General features: G+C 52.4%; 11 protein-coding genes and 4 tRNA genes. All 15 read right to left on the reverse strand.

Annotation, left to right across the window (positions count from 1 at the left end; genetic code table 11):
* Nucleotides 1-213 precede the first annotated feature (213 nt).
* The 15 genes from rpoC to birA all read right to left on the reverse strand — a co-directional run bounded on the left by rpoC (nt 214) and on the right by birA (nt 14993).
* A complete protein-coding gene (gene rpoC / locus ACZRJQ_RS05345; RefSeq protein WP_463977335.1) occupies nt 214-4413 on the reverse strand; it encodes a DNA-directed RNA polymerase subunit beta' in 4200 nt (1399 codons plus the stop codon).
* 64 nt (nt 4414-4477) lie between these two features.
* Complete coding sequence (rpoB, locus tag ACZRJQ_RS05350) at nt 4478-8551, reverse strand: DNA-directed RNA polymerase subunit beta (protein WP_463977336.1); 4074 nt, start codon at nt 8549-8551, stop codon at nt 4478-4480.
* A 219-nt stretch (nt 8552-8770) separates the two neighbouring features.
* Entirely contained in the window at nt 8771-9136 is a 366-nt protein-coding gene (gene rplL, locus ACZRJQ_RS05355) for a 50S ribosomal protein L7/L12 (protein ID WP_463977337.1), read from the reverse strand.
* 80 nt (nt 9137-9216) lie between these two features.
* Nucleotides 9217-9717, reverse strand: a complete 501-nt coding sequence (rplJ, locus tag ACZRJQ_RS05360) for a 50S ribosomal protein L10 (RefSeq protein ID WP_048373856.1) — start codon at nt 9715-9717, stop codon at nt 9217-9219.
* 194 nt (nt 9718-9911) lie between these two features.
* Nucleotides 9912-10607, reverse strand: a complete 696-nt coding sequence (gene rplA, locus ACZRJQ_RS05365; protein ID WP_003444394.1) for a 50S ribosomal protein L1 — start codon at nt 10605-10607, stop codon at nt 9912-9914.
* Complete coding sequence (gene rplK / locus ACZRJQ_RS05370) at nt 10607-11038, reverse strand: 50S ribosomal protein L11 (RefSeq protein WP_463977338.1); 432 nt, start codon at nt 11036-11038, stop codon at nt 10607-10609. The genes rplA and rplK overlap by 1 nt, the downstream gene beginning before the upstream one ends.
* 120 nt (nt 11039-11158) lie before the next feature.
* Nucleotides 11159-11692, reverse strand: a complete 534-nt coding sequence (gene nusG / locus ACZRJQ_RS05375) for a transcription termination/antitermination protein NusG (RefSeq protein WP_026014126.1) — start codon at nt 11690-11692, stop codon at nt 11159-11161.
* 9 nt (nt 11693-11701) lie between these two features.
* On the reverse strand, nt 11702-12070 hold the full coding sequence (gene secE, locus ACZRJQ_RS05380; protein ID WP_463977339.1) for a preprotein translocase subunit SecE: 369 nt from the start codon (nt 12068-12070) through the stop codon (nt 11702-11704).
* 46 nt (nt 12071-12116) lie between these two features.
* Nucleotides 12117-12192: transfer RNA gene (locus ACZRJQ_RS05385), tRNA-Trp, on the reverse strand.
* 242 nt (nt 12193-12434) lie between these two features.
* A tRNA-Thr gene (locus ACZRJQ_RS05390) sits at nt 12435-12510 on the reverse strand.
* A 26-nt stretch (nt 12511-12536) separates the two neighbouring features.
* Nucleotides 12537-12610: transfer RNA gene (locus tag ACZRJQ_RS05395), tRNA-Gly, on the reverse strand.
* 23 nt (nt 12611-12633) lie between these two features.
* Nucleotides 12634-12718: transfer RNA gene (locus ACZRJQ_RS05400), tRNA-Tyr, on the reverse strand.
* A 110-nt stretch (nt 12719-12828) separates the two neighbouring features.
* On the reverse strand, nt 12829-13305 hold the full coding sequence (locus ACZRJQ_RS05405) for a hypothetical protein (protein ID WP_463977340.1): 477 nt from the start codon (nt 13303-13305) through the stop codon (nt 12829-12831).
* 7 nt (nt 13306-13312) lie between these two features.
* Nucleotides 13313-14056 (reverse strand): pantothenate kinase, encoded by a 744-nt coding sequence (locus ACZRJQ_RS05410; protein WP_463977341.1) that lies wholly within the window; start codon nt 14054-14056, stop codon nt 13313-13315.
* Nucleotides 14046-14993, reverse strand: a complete 948-nt coding sequence (birA, locus tag ACZRJQ_RS05415; RefSeq protein WP_463977342.1) for a bifunctional biotin--[acetyl-CoA-carboxylase] ligase/biotin operon repressor BirA — start codon at nt 14991-14993, stop codon at nt 14046-14048. The genes ACZRJQ_RS05410 and birA overlap by 11 nt, the downstream gene beginning before the upstream one ends.
* Nucleotides 14994-15285 lie beyond the last annotated feature (292 nt).

Raw genomic sequence — 15285 nt, forward strand, 5'->3', positions numbered from 1 at the left:
CTAGCTCCACTGTTGTCTTGCGACGCTATTGTCTTGCAAGAAAAGCAAAATGGCAGGAACGAATTCCCGCCAAATTTAGGGGTACAAGAGTCTAAAGAGGATCTTGCCCCCAGTCAAGGCAAGGCCCCGAGAGTTCCACCCATCAAAGCCAGACAAAATGTCTCGATTCGATGAACGGACCTGCCAGGGCCCACCTATCATTTAAAGCAGAACTCAGTTACCGCTTGAGTTCAGCGCTTCGGTCAGTGCAGCTTCCACTTCACTGGCGCTTACGCGCAATGGCTTGTCAGCATCACGGCGGCGCTTACGCTCGCTGTGATAAGCCAAACCAGTACCTGCCGGGATCAAACGACCCACGACAACGTTTTCTTTCAGGCCGCGCAAGTAGTCGCGCTTGCCCGTTACCGCTGCTTCGGTCAGTACACGGGTTGTCTCTTGGAAAGAGGCCGCGGAGATGAACGACTCAGTCGACAACGACGCCTTGGTGATGCCCAAGAGAACGCGAGTGAATTTGGAGACGAATTTGTCTTCATTACCCAGACGCTCGTTCTCGGTCAACACCTGCGTCAACTCCATCTGGTCGCCCTTGATGAAGGTGGAATCGCCAGACTCGGCAATTTCAACTTTACGCAGCATCTGACGCAGAATGGTCTCGATGTGCTTATCGTTGATTTTTACGCCTTGCAGACGGTAAACGTCTTGAATTTCGTTAACGATGTACTTGGCCAACGCACTCACACCCAGCAAACGCAGGATGTCGTGTGGATCGCTCGGACCGTCGGAGATTACTTCACCGCGGTTCACTTGCTCGCCTTCGAAGACGTTCAGGTGACGCCACTTTGGAATCAGCTCTTCGTACGGATCGGTGCCGTCGTTCGGAGTAATAACCAGACGGCGCTTGCCTTTGGTTTCTTTACCGAACGCGATCGTGCCGCTGACCTCAGCCAAAATCGAGGCTTCTTTCGGACGACGCGCTTCGAACAAGTCAGCAACGCGTGGCAGACCACCGGTGATGTCTCGTGTTTTCGAAGTTTCTTGCGGAATACGAGCGATAACGTCACCGATCGCGATTTCCGCACCATCCGCTACACCGACCAAGGCGTTCGCTGGCAGGAAGTACTGGGCCGGTACGTCTGTACCAGGCAACAGCAGATCCTTACCATCAACACCCACCATCTTAACGGCTGGACGAATGTCCTTACCGGCAGCTGGACGGTCTTTGGCATCAAGCACTTCAATGTTGGTCATACCGGTCAATTCGTCAGTCTGACGCTTGATCGTGATGCCCTCTTCCATGCCCACGTAGGTCACGGTACCTTTCATTTCAGTAACGATTGGGTGAGTGTGCGGATCCCACTTGGCTACGATAGAGCCAGCGTCAACCTTGTCACCTTCTTTAACCGAAATCACGGCACCGTACGGCAGCTTGTAACGCTCGCGCTCACGACCGAAGTCATCGGCGATTGCCAACTCACCGGAACGAGATACTGCAACCAGGCAGCCATCCACTCGCTCAACGTGCTTCAGGTTGTGCAGACGGACAGTACCGCCATTTTTCACCTGAACGCTGTCAGCAGCAGAGGTTCGGCTTGCCGCACCACCGATGTGGAACGTACGCATTGTCAGCTGTGTACCCGGCTCACCGATGGACTGTGCAGCGATAACGCCAACAGCTTCACCAATGTTGACCTGGTGACCACGAGCCAAATCGCGACCGTAGCACTTGGCGCAAATACCAAAGCGTGTTTCACAGCTGATTGGCGAACGTACGATAACTTCGTCGATGCTGTTCAGCTCGATGAACTCAACCCACTTCTCGTCAACCAAGGTGCCAGCTGGAACGATTACTTCATCAGTGCCCGGCTTGAAGACGTCACGGGCGATTACTCGACCCAGTACGCGCTCACCCAACGGCTCAACAACGTCGCCGCCTTCAATGTGCGGAGTCATCAGCAGACCGTGTTCGGTACCGCAGTCAACTTCAGTCACAACCAGATCTTGGGCAACGTCTACCAGACGACGAGTCAGATAACCGGAGTTAGCTGTCTTCAAGGCGGTATCCGCAAGACCCTTACGAGCACCGTGAGTGGAGATGAAGTACTGAAGTACGCTCAAACCTTCACGGAAGTTCGCAGTAATCGGCGTTTCAATGATGGAGCCATCTGGCTTGGCCATCAGACCACGCATACCGGCCAGCTGACGGATCTGCGCAGCAGAACCTCGAGCGCCCGAGTCGGCCATCATGTACATCGAGTTGAACGACTCTTGCTCAACTTCAACGCCGTGACGGTCAATAACCTTCTCTTTCGAGAGGTTAGACATCATTGCCTTGGAAACTTCATCGTTAGCTTTCGACCAAAGGTCGATTACTTTGTTGTACTTCTCGCCCTGTGTTACCAGGCCCGAGGCGTACTGACTTTCGATCTCTTTCACTTCATCGGTTGCAGCCGCGATGATGCGAGCTTTTTCATCAGGGATAACGAAGTCGTTAACACCAATGGAAACGCCGGAGATGGTCGAATAAGCAAAACCGGTGTACATCAACTGGTCAGCGAAAATAACAGTCTCTTTCAAACCAACCACGCGATAGCACTGGTTGATCAGTTTGGAGATTGCCTTTTTCTTCATCGGCAGGTTGACGACGTCGTACGACAGACCTTTTGGCACAACCTGGAACAACAGTGCACGGCCGACAGTAGTGTCGACGATACGGGTGTTGCTCACGCTGCCGCCGTCACGGTCATTGACGGTTTCGTTGATCCGCACTTTAACCTTGGCATGCAGTGCGGCTTCGCCTGCACGGAACACACGGTCAACTTCTTGCAGATCCGCGAATACACGACCTTCGCCTTTGGCGTTGATCGCTTCACGCGTCATGTAGTACAGACCCAATACAACGTCCTGCGACGGAACGATGATTGGCTCACCGTTGGCCGGCGAAAGAATGTTGTTGGTCGACATCATCAACGCACGCGCTTCCAACTGGGCTTCCAGTGTCAGCGGTACGTGCACGGCCATTTGGTCGCCGTCGAAGTCAGCGTTGTACGCAGCACAGACCAGCGGGTGCAGCTGAATAGCTTTACCTTCGATCAGTACCGGTTCAAACGCCTGGATACCCAAACGGTGAAGGGTCGGTGCACGGTTGAGGAGAACCGGGTGTTCGCGAATAACTTCGGCGAGAACGTCCCAAACCTCTGGCAGCTCGCGCTCAACCATTTTCTTGGCTGCTTTGATGGTGGTCGCGAGACCGCGCATTTCAAGCTTGCCGAAGATGAATGGCTTGAACAGCTCGAGAGCCATTTTTTTCGGTAGACCGCACTGGTGCAGACGCAGGGTCGGGCCAACAGTAATTACCGAACGACCCGAGTAGTCAACACGCTTACCGAGCAAGTTCTGACGGAAACGACCTTGCTTACCCTTGATCATGTCAGCCAAGGATTTCAGAGGACGCTTGTTGGAACCCGTGATAGCGCGACCACGACGGCCGTTGTCTAGCAAGGCGTCAACTGCTTCTTGCAACATACGCTTTTCGTTGCGCACGATGATGTCCGGAGCGGACAGATCGAGCAGACGCTTCAAGCGGTTGTTACGGTTGATCACTCGACGATACAGATCGTTGAGGTCGGAAGTGGCGAAACGACCACCGTCCAACGGAACCAAAGGACGTAGATCTGGCGGCAGAACCGGCAGAACGGTCAGTACCATCCACTCAGGAAGGTTGCCGGAGCCCAGGAAGGCTTCCATCAACTTCAAGCGCTTGGACAGCTTCTTGATTTTGGTTTCGGAGTTGGTTTGCGGAATTTCTTCGCGCAGACGACCAATCTCGTGCTCCAGATCGATAGCGTGCAGCAGTTCACGGACAGCTTCAGCACCCATGCGGGCATCAAAGTCGTCGCCGAACTCTTCCAGCGCTTCGAAGTACTGCTCGTCGTTCAGTAACTGACCTTTTTCAAGGGTAGTCATGCCTGGGTCGATCACAACGTAGCTCTCGAAGTAGAGAACGCGTTCGATATCACGCAGGGTCATGTCCATCAGCAAGCCGATGCGGGACGGCAGCGATTTCAGAAACCAGATGTGAGCTACTGGCGAGGCCAGCTCGATGTGAGCCATGCGCTCGCGACGGACCTTGGCCAGCGCGACTTCAACGCCACACTTTTCACAGATCACACCGCGGTGCTTCAAGCGCTTGTACTTACCGCACAGGCACTCGTAATCCTTAACCGGGCCAAAAATTTTGGCGCAGAACAGGCCATCACGCTCAGGCTTGAACGTACGGTAGTTGATGGTTTCCGGCTTTTTAACTTCACCGAACGACCACGAACGGATCATCTCAGGCGATGCCAATCCAATACGGATAGCATCGAACTCTTCGACTTGACCCTGGTTTTTCAGCAAATTCAGTAGGTCTTTCAAGGCCTTTCCTCCTGGCGGAGCAGAGAGCGGGCTTTACAGCACCGCTCTCGATTCGCGTCACGTGTTATTCGGTTTCCAGATCGATATCGATGCCGAGGGAACGAATTTCTTTGATCAGCACGTTGAAGGACTCGGGCATGCCCGGCTCCATACGGTGATCGCCGTCCACGATGTTTTTGTACATCTTGGTACGACCGTTCACATCGTCCGACTTCACTGTGAGCATTTCTTGCAGAGTGTATGCCGCGCCGTAGGCTTCCAGCGCCCAGACCTCCATCTCCCCGAAACGCTGACCACCGAACTGCGCCTTACCACCCAGCGGCTGCTGGGTAACCAGGCTGTAAGAACCGGTAGAACGAGCGTGCATCTTGTCGTCTACCAAGTGGTTCAGCTTCAACATGTACATATAGCCAACGGTAACCGGACGCTCAAACTGGTTGCCGGTACGACCATCAGTCAGCACCATCTGGCCGCTGTCTGGCAGGTCTGCCAAACGTAGCATTGCCTTGATTTCGCTTTCCTTGGCACCGTCGAATACCGGGGTAGCCATCGGTACACCGCCACGAAGGTTCTTCGCCAGATCCAGGATTTCCTGGTCAGAGAAGTCATCTAGGCTTTCTTGACGACCGCCAATTTCGTTGTAGATCTCATGCAAGAACTTACGCAGATCAGCGACCTTGCGTTGCTCTTCAATCATGAGGTTGATCTTCTCGCCCAAACCTTTGGCTGCAAGGCCCAAGTGGGTTTCAAGAATCTGACCAACGTTCATACGCGAAGGTACGCCCAACGGGTTGAGGACTACGTCAACCGGAGTGCCATTGGCATCGTACGGCATGTCTTCAACCGGCATGATCACAGAGACCACACCTTTGTTACCGTGACGACCAGCCATCTTGTCACCCGGCTGGATGCGACGACGGATTGCCAGGTAAACCTTGACGATTTTCAACACACCTGGAGCCAGGTCATCGCCCTGCTGCAGTTTGCGCTTCTTGTCTTCGAACTTGTCGTCCAGCAGACGACGGCGATCGATGATGTAAGCCTGAGCCTTTTCAAGCTGCTCGTTCAGAGCATCTTCAGCCATGCGCAGCTTGAACCACTGACCATGCTCAAGGCCGTCCAGGATTTCATTAGTGATTTCCTGACCTTTCTTCAGACCAGCTCCACCTTCGGCCACACGACCAACCAAGGCAGAACGCAGACGTTCAAAAGTTGCGCCTTCAACGATGCGGAACTCTTCGTTCAGATCCTTGCGGATCTCGTCCAGCTGAGTTTTCTCAATCGACAGAGCACGAGCATCACGCTCAACACCGTCGCGAGTGAAAACCTGAACATCAATAACAGTACCTTTGGTACCAGTCGGTACACGCAAGGAAGTGTCTTTAACGTCGCTGGCTTTTTCACCGAAGATTGCACGCAACAGCTTCTCTTCTGGAGTCAGCTGAGTCTCGCCTTTCGGAGTGACCTTACCGACCAGAATGTCGCCAGCACCAACTTCAGCACCTACGTAAACGATACCGGCTTCGTCCAGTTTGTTCAGTGCAGCTTCACCCACGTTAGGGATGTCTGCAGTGATCTCTTCAGGCCCAAGCTTGGTGTCACGCGCCACACAGGTCAGTTCCTGGATGTGGATCGTGGTAAAGCGGTCTTCTTGAACAACTCGTTCCGACAAGCAGATGGAGTCTTCGAAGTTGTAACCGTTCCAGGCCATGAACGCGATGCGCATGTTTTGACCCAGAGCCAGCTCACCCATATCGGTGGACGGACCATCAGCCATGATGTCGCTACGCTGAACACGATCACCTTTACGAACCAGCGGGCGCTGGTTGATGCAGGTGTTCTGGTTGGAGCGGGTGTATTTGGTCAGGTTGTAGATGTCGACACCGGCTTCGCCAGTTTCTACTTCGTCATCAGCTACGCGAACCACGATACGACTTGCATCAACAGAGTCGATAACGCCACCACGACGAGCCACGACGCAAACGCCGGAGTCACGAGCTACGTTACGCTCCATACCAGTACCAACCAGCGGCTTATCAGCGCGCAAGGTAGGTACAGCTTGACGCTGCATGTTCGAACCCATCAACGCACGGTTGGCGTCATCGTGTTCAAGAAACGGGATCAGCGACGCTGCAACCGACACAACCTGCTTCGGCGAAACGTCCATCAAGGTGACGTCTTCCGGCGCCTTAACGGTGAACTCGTTCAAGTGACGAACAGCTACCAGTTCGTCGATCAGCACTTTCTTGTCGTTCATCGTGGCCGAAGCCTGAGCGATCACGTGATCAGCTTCTTCGATGGCAGACAGGAATACGATCTCATCGGTAACCAACGCGTCTTTCACAACTCGGTACGGGCTTTCAAGGAAGCCGTACTGGTTGGTGCGCGCATAGGCAGCCAAGGAGTTGATCAGACCAATGTTTGGACCTTCTGGCGTTTCAATCGGGCATACACGACCGTAGTGAGTCGGGTGTACGTCACGAACTTCAAAGCCAGCACGCTCACGCGTCAAACCGCCCGGGCCCAGTGCAGAAACACGGCGCTTGTGGGTGATCTCGGAGAGAGGGTTGTTCTGGTCCATAAACTGAGACAGCTGGCTAGAACCGAAGAACTCTTTCACCGCAGCAGCCACTGGCTTGGCGTTGATCAAGTCTTGCGGCATCAGGCCTTCGCTTTCAGCCATCGACAGACGCTCTTTGACTGCACGTTCAACACGTACCAAGCCAACGCGGAACTGGTTTTCAGCCATTTCGCCTACACAGCGAACACGACGGTTACCCAGGTGGTCGATGTCATCGACGATGCCTTTGCCGTTACGGATGTCGACCAGAGTCTTCAGCACTGCAACGATGTCTTCTTTGCACAATACGCCCGAACCTTCGATTTCGGTACGACCGATTCGACGGTTGAACTTCATCCGGCCGACCGCAGACAGGTCATAGCGCTCTGGGCTGAAGAACAGGTTGTTGAACAGAGTTTCAGCAGCGTCTTTGGTTGGCGGCTCGCCTGGACGCATCATGCGATAGATCTCGACCAGCGCTTCCAATTGGTTGCTGGTGGAGTCGATCTTCAGAGTGTCGGAGACGAACGGACCGCAGTCGATATCGTTGGTGTACAACGTTTCGATACGAACAACTTGGCTCTTGGCAACTTTGGCCAAGATTTCAGTTGTCAGCTCGGTATTGCACTCTGCAATGATTTCGCCGGTAGCCGGATGCACGATAGCCTTGGCCGTTGTGCGACCCAGGACATAGTCCAGAGGCATAACGAGCTCTTTGACACCGGCTTTTTCCAGCTGGTTGATGTGGCGAGCAGTAATACGACGCCCTTGCTCGACAATCACCTTACCTTTGTCATCGGTAATATCGATGACTGCGATCTCACCGCGCAGGCGATGAGGTACCAGCTCCAGGCTGATGCTTTCGCCTTGAACGTGGAATACGTTCGTGGTGTAAAACGCGTCCAGCACTTGCTCAGTCGTATAACCCAGCGCGCGCAGCAATACCGATGCAGGCAGCTTGCGACGACGGTCGATACGTACGAACACGCAGTCCTTCGGATCGAACTCGAAGTCCAACCACGAACCACGGTAAGGAATGATACGCGCGGAATAAAGCAGCTTACCGGAGCTGTGCGTCTTGCCGCGGTCGTGGTCAAAGAACACGCCCGGGGAACGGTGCAGCTGGGAAACAATTACACGCTCAGTACCGTTAATTACAAAGGTACCGTTTTCAGTCATCAGGGGGATTTCACCCATGTAGACTTCTTGCTCTTTGATGTCCTTGATCGCTTTGTTCGACGATTCTTTGTCGAAAATGATCAAACGAACTTTTACCCGCAAAGGTACGGCGTACGTTACGCCACGCAACACGCATTCTTTGACATCAAATGCCGGCTCGCCCAAGCGATAACCGACGTACTCCAGCGCAGCATTGCCGGAGTAGCTGATGATCGGGAAAACGGATTTGAAGGCCGCATGCAGGCCCACGTCGCGGAACTGATCTTTAGTCGCTCCCGCCTGCAAGAATTCACGATACGAATCCAGCTGGATTGCCAAGAGATACGGCACATCCATGACGTCCGGCAACTTGCTAAAGTCCTTGCGGATACGTTTTTTCTCAGTATATGAGTAAGCCATCAGCGTTCCCCAGCTTGGTCACCTGCTTGTTTGGCCTCTCCCGACGGGAGCAGCCAGAAAATCGTGCAAACCCCTTGGTTTGCTCCACCGCACAGGGTGGTTACAGCACGTTAGAGACTGCGACCTAGTCGGCAGCCAATAACGGAAAAAGGCCGGTGGCAAGAGCCACCAGCCATCAGCCTCAGCTTAACGCTTGGGCTGGAGACGCAAGGTCGATGCTTACTTCAGCTCGACTTTAGCGCCTGCTTCTTCCAAGGTAGCCTTGGCTTTGTCAGCTGCTTCTTTAGCAACAGCTTCCAGAACCATTGCTGGAGCGCCGTCAACTACTGCTTTAGCTTCTTTCAAGCCCAGACCAGTCAGTTCACGAACAGCCTTGATCACGTTAACTTTCTTCTCGCCAGCTTCCAGCAGCATGACGTTGAATTCAGTTTGCTCTTCAACGACAGCAGCGGCAGCAGCAGGACCAGCAGAAGCAGCAGCAGCAGAAACGCCGAATGCTTCTTCCATTGCCTTGATCAGCTCAACGATTTCCAGAACGGATTTCGAACCGATTGCGTCGATGATTTCTTGAGTAGTCAGAGACATGACTATAAATTCCTGTATTGGGGTGACAGCCTAGGCGGCTATCGAAATAAACAATAAACGCTGAAAGGAGTCGCTCAGCCTTAGGCTGCAGCAGCTTCTTTCTGGTCGCGAAGTGCCGCCAGAGTACGAGCCAATTTGCTGGTAGCGCCTTGAATCACGCTCATCAGCTGAGAAATTGCTTCGTCACGGGTCGGCAGACTTGCCAGTACGTCGATCTGATTAGCTGCGAGGTACTTGCCCTCGAACGCAGCTGCCTTGATCTCGAACTTATCCTGACCTTTAGCGAACTCTTTGAACAAACGGGCAGCAGCACCCGGATGTTCGTTAGAGAATGCAATCAAGGTCGGGCCTGTGAACACGTCGTTGAGAACACTGTATTCAGTGTCAGCAACAGCGCGCTTGAGCAGGGTGTTACGTACAACGCGTACGTAAACGCCAGCTTCACGAGCCTCTTTACGGAGTCCGGTCATAGCGCCTACTGTCACACCGCGGGCATCAGCCACAACAGCGGACAGGGCAACTTTGGCAGCCTCGTTGACTTCAGCGACGATGGCCTTCTTGTCTTCGAGTTTAATTGCCACGGGTTTAACTCCTGCTTGTTACCGTTTCATCCAACCGAAGTCGGATGTCGTTTTGGTGTCTGATTCGGTAAGGAACCGGGAGCACCATCTGCGTAGGCTTGAGGTTTAAGACTTACGTCGCCTACGGTCTTGGATAGCCCCCGCCAGGCAGGGACCCCAATTTTTCATTGGCACAATATCTGCACCAATTTGTTTTACGCGTCCAAAGAACCTTGGTCGATGACCAAGCCTGGGCCCATAGTGGTGCTCAGGGTAACGCGCTTAACATAAATACCTTTCGAAGAAGCTGGTTTGATACGCTTCAGATCAGCGATCAGGGCTTCAACGTTTTCCTTCAGCTTCACGGCGTCGAAACCGATCTTGCCAACGGAAGTGTGAATGATACCGTTTTTGTCAGTGCGATAACGGACCTGACCAGCTTTTGCGTTCTTAACTGCAGTAGCTACGTCGGGAGTTACAGTACCAACCTTAGGGTTAGGCATCAGACCACGTGGACCGAGGATCTGACCCAACTGACCTACAACACGCATTGCGTCCGGGGATGCAATAACTACGTCATAGTTCAGGTCGCCGCCTTTCATTTCGGCAGCCAAGTCGTCCATACCAACGCGATCAGCGCCGGCTGCCAACGCTGCCTCAGCAGCTGGGCCCTGAGTAAACACAGCTACACGTACAGTCTTACCAGTGCCATGCGGCAGCACAGTAGCGCTACGAACTACCTGGTCAGATTTACGTGGGTCTACGCCCAAGTTAACAGCGATGTCAAAAGACTCGCTGAACTTAACAGTGGACAGCTCAGCCAGCAAAGCAGCAGCGTCTACAAAGTTGTAAGACTTGCCAGCTTCGATTTTACCGGCGATTGCTTTTTGACGCTTAGTCAGCTTAGCCATTACACACCCTCCACGTTAAGGCCCATGCTACGAGCAGAACCGGCGATGGTACGCACGGCTGCTTCCATATCAGCTGCAGTCAGATCCGCGTTTTTGGTTTTCGCGATCTCTTCCAGCTGAGCACGGGTAACAGTGCCAACCTTAACGGTGTTTGGACGAGCGGAACCGCTAGTCAAACCAGCTGCTTTCTTCAGCAGAACTGCAGCAGGAGTCGACTTGGTTTCGAATGTGAAGCTACGGTCGCTGTAAACAGTGATGATCACTGGAGTCGGCAGGCCTGGCTCAATACCCTGAGTACGGGCGTTGAAAGCCTTGCAGAATTCCATGATATTCACACCGTGTTGACCCAGTGCTGGACCAACAGGTGGGCTTGGGTTGGCCTGAGCGGCCTTCACTTGCAGCTTGATGTAAGCGGTAATTTTCTTGGCCATGAGGCACTCCAATTACGGGTTCAGACGCCTAAATTAAAAGGCTCCCCGGTTACTTGCGTGTTTATCCCAGTGACGACAAAACCCCACAGCCTAAGCCATGGGGTTGGGATGCGTGCTCAGCTAGACCTTCTCGACCTGACTGAACTCTAGCTCCACCGGAGTAGAGCGACCGAAAATGAGCACAGCCACTTGGATGCGACTCTTTTCGTAGTTAACTTCTTCAACCGTGCCGTTAAAATCAGCAAACGGCCCGTCAGTGACACGAACAACTTCACCCGGCTCGAACAATGTCTTCGGCTTAGGCTTATCGCTACCGTCAGCAACACGACGCAGAATTGCTTCTGCCTCTTTATCAGTAATGGGTGCTGGCTTGTCAGCAGTGCCGCCAATGAAGCCCATGACGCGAGGCGTATCCTTGACTAAGTGCCAAGTACCTTCGCTCATGTCCATTTGGACTAACACATAACCAGGGAAGAACTTACGCTCACTTTTGCGTTTCTGGCCATTACGCATCTCAACCACTTCTTCAGTGGGAACCAGAATTTCGCCGAAGCCATCTTCCATGCCTGCCAGCTTAATACGCTCAATCAAAGAGCGCATAACATGCTTTTCGTAACCCGAATAAGCATGCACTACGTACCAACGCTTAGCCACGGGACACCCTTAGCCAACAATCAAGGAAACAAGCCAACCGAGCAGGGAGTCTAAACCCCACAACAGCAACGCCATAACAAGAACAACAGCCACAACAATCAGCGTGGTCTGCGTAGTTTCTTGGCGAGTAGGCCATACGACTTTACGAATCTCAGTACGAGCTTCCTTTACCAGCACAGCAAACGACTTGCCTTTTGCTGTCTGCAAGCCTACATAGGCAGCGACAGCAGCAATTACAAGAAGCGCAATGACACGATACAGGATCGGCGAACCAGAATAGTACTGATTCCCAACAACGCCAACCACCACAAGAACAGCTACTGCTAGCCACTTAAGGAGATCGAAGCGAGAGCCTTGAACTTCAGCCTTGGGAGTCATCAAAGAGGATCCTGTGAAAAGAAAGCCAGGCCGCAATGAGCGAATCTGGCAGGTCAGGAGGGAATCGAACCCCCAACCTACGGTTTTGGAGACCGTCGCTCTGCCAATTGAGCTACTGACCTAAAACATTATCGAGCCGCGAATTATGCACACCCGAGAGATACTTTTCAACAAACAATGCAATTACTTTGATTACCAAGCCTAAAAACTCGACAACCTTGCAGGCAGCAGAATGCGAGCCACCAACAACAGCAATCACAACCTGGAGCAGCAAGACAAACCATCCGCCTTACCAGCAAACACTCCAATAGACCCTTAAGCCTACTAAAACAAAGGCAGATACTTTCATATCTGCCTTGTTATATGGAGCTCTTGAGCGGATTTGAACCGCTGACCTCACCCTTACCAAGGGTGTGCTCTACCAACTGAGCTACAAGAGCACAAGCACTTACAAAATCAACACAAATGGAGCGGGTGGCGGGAATCGAACCCGCATCATCAGCTTGGAAGGCTGAGGTTCTACCACTAAACTACACCCGCACATCATGCAGATTTTCAAAATATGGTGGAGGGGGAAGGATTCGAACCTTCGAAGTCGTAGACGTCAGATTTACAGTCTGATCCCTTTGGCCGCTCGGGAACCCCTCCTGAGCTGAGCGGGATTCTACAGCATCCCAACTCTTTGTCAATCGCTTTATTCAATTAAATCATGAGGTTAGCTAATCAACATACTCCAAGCCAACCATCGTTTCAGATGTTCACTGTGGAGCGGGCGCAATTCTATGCAAACTTTCCGATGGTTGCAAGCCCTGACAACGCATTGTTGCGTATTTAACACCATTAAATTTATTGGCAAGACTCTGTAAGGCCACTTCAGCAACCTTGCCCCGACTATCAGAAGCTATTAGAAGTACGTTACCCGCCAAGCCTACCGACTCACCAGTGACCTCAGCCGACCGTAGCCCCATCAACCCGAGCTCCTGCTTAACCGTCAGCAATGCTTCGCTAGTCAAAATTCCTGTGAGATACAAACATCCGCCTTCATTTTCAGAGACATTGTTATTCAATATTAGCGATTGAGCAGTATCGGACTCGCTCAGAAGACGAATATCTTGCTGACTTCCCTTGTACAACGACAGAGAAATAATTTCTTTACCCCTAAGAGGAGTGCCTTGCAGGTGCCATACGCAGTAAAAAATATTTAACACAATCAATAATAGGAGCAACCAGCGCATAGAAACCTCAGACAAAGGGGCAGGCTAATGCCAAACCGACAAACACAAGGTCTTGCACCAACCGGGCATCAGGCACCACAGGCCTCACCAGATTCGCATCCCCCCCCGTGAGGTAGATCGTATAGTCTTGCCCCCAATACTCGCGCGCTAGCTCAATCTGGGTAAGTACAAACCCACGCATCATCAGCAAACATCCACGCTCTACAGCCTGAACAGTAGTTCGACCCGGGGTTAACTCAAACAAGGCCTGCTCCGCCGACAAGCTGTCATACCTGATGCGCCTGGTATGAGTGCGCAACTGATCTCGCATCAAAGGTAAACCAGGGCAAATGAACCCCCCCAGATGCCTACCATCAGAGTTTACAAAGTCAGCCGTCACGGCAGTGCCAAAGTCCAAGATCAAACAAGCCCCTTTAGCCAGTTCAAATCCACCCACAAGAGCCAGCCAACGATCAAGCCCTAAGCGATCAAACGCCTCATAACCATTACTGACACCACCAACCGATTTAGATGGCTTGGCACATACAACCTGTACCCTAAATGCAGTCTCAATCGCCCGAACCAAGCCCGAGGTCTCATCATCCGTACGGACACTAACTAATCGACACCGAGTGATAACAGCATTTTGGCAGCCAGAAACAGCATCTATGAGTGCCGCATCAGCATCAACAATCCCGCCACTAACGACGCGCCCATCATCCAACACTCGCCACTTTATGAAGCTATTGCCACAATCCAACTCAAGAATCATGGCGCAACCTCAAGCTTAACTCGCCACCGCTAAACACTTTTTCCACACCATCTACATTCATGCGCAATGCGCCGTGCTCGTCTACGCCCAAGACTTTGCCAACCACTTCATGCACACCTGCAATCAAAGAGACTTCACGATCTTGCCATAGATGATTCAACTCCCACTCTGCCTTGATTGCCGAAAAACCGGAAACCTCATGGAGTTGTAGTAACTTGCGCAAACTTTGACCCAGAATCAAGGTCAGTTCGTTACGACTCATCGCCCGCCCAGCCTCTAAATATGCAGAGGTCCATGCTTGATCAACCGCACTAGAACTCTTCATGTTCACGTTTATGCCAATTCCCAAAACGACGTGACACATATCTGCCGGATCACCCACAAGCTCGAGTAAAATACCGGCGATTTTTTTGTCGCCCACAAGCACATCATTTGGCCATTTAAGACCACCACCCGAGACACCTGCATCCCGAAGCGAGCCCAACACAGCTAAACCTACCACCAAGCTAAGCCCTTCGAGCTGACGCATCCCGCCTGTTACCGGCAAAACAAGACTGTAGTAAATATTCTCGGCGAATGGGCTGACCCACTTTCGCCCTCTACGCCCTCGGCCTGCAGTTTGACGCTCAGCCAACACCACAAATGGCGCTGCGACTCCTTGGTCGACCATACGCAGCGCCTCTGCATTGGTTGAGTCTAGCGAATGGTGAATGTAAAACGGCCACACACAATCTCTCAGCAGCTCAGGCTCGAGCAACTCTAGCGGTGATGACAATTGATAACCCCGCCCACGCACCTTATGGATGGACAGATCCAAATCTTCTTCTAAATTCTGAAGCTGCTTCCACACCGCACTCCGACTTATGCCTAGCGCGGCACCGAGCGCTTGGCCTGAATGGAAACGGCCATCTTTGAGAAGTTTTAACAAGGTCAGCATGCAAGTATCGCCTCACAATGAGGCACGCATAATAGCTATGAGCGAGGCTATTGCATAGAAATCTGAGCGGCAGCTTATACGCAAATATAAGTACGATGAAAGATGGGAATGGAGACGGATACCAAAACACCCTTTAACTGAGTGACATACTCGAGCTTTTTTCTTGCCCCAAAAACAAACCCCCTGTCTGCGCGAGCAGACAGGGGGTTTGGAATTTAATCTTGACGATGACCTACTCTCACATGGGGAAACCCCACACTACCATCGGCGATGCATCGTTTCACTACTGAGT

The sequence above is a fragment of the Pseudomonas sp. E315 genome, assembly GCF_055406205.1.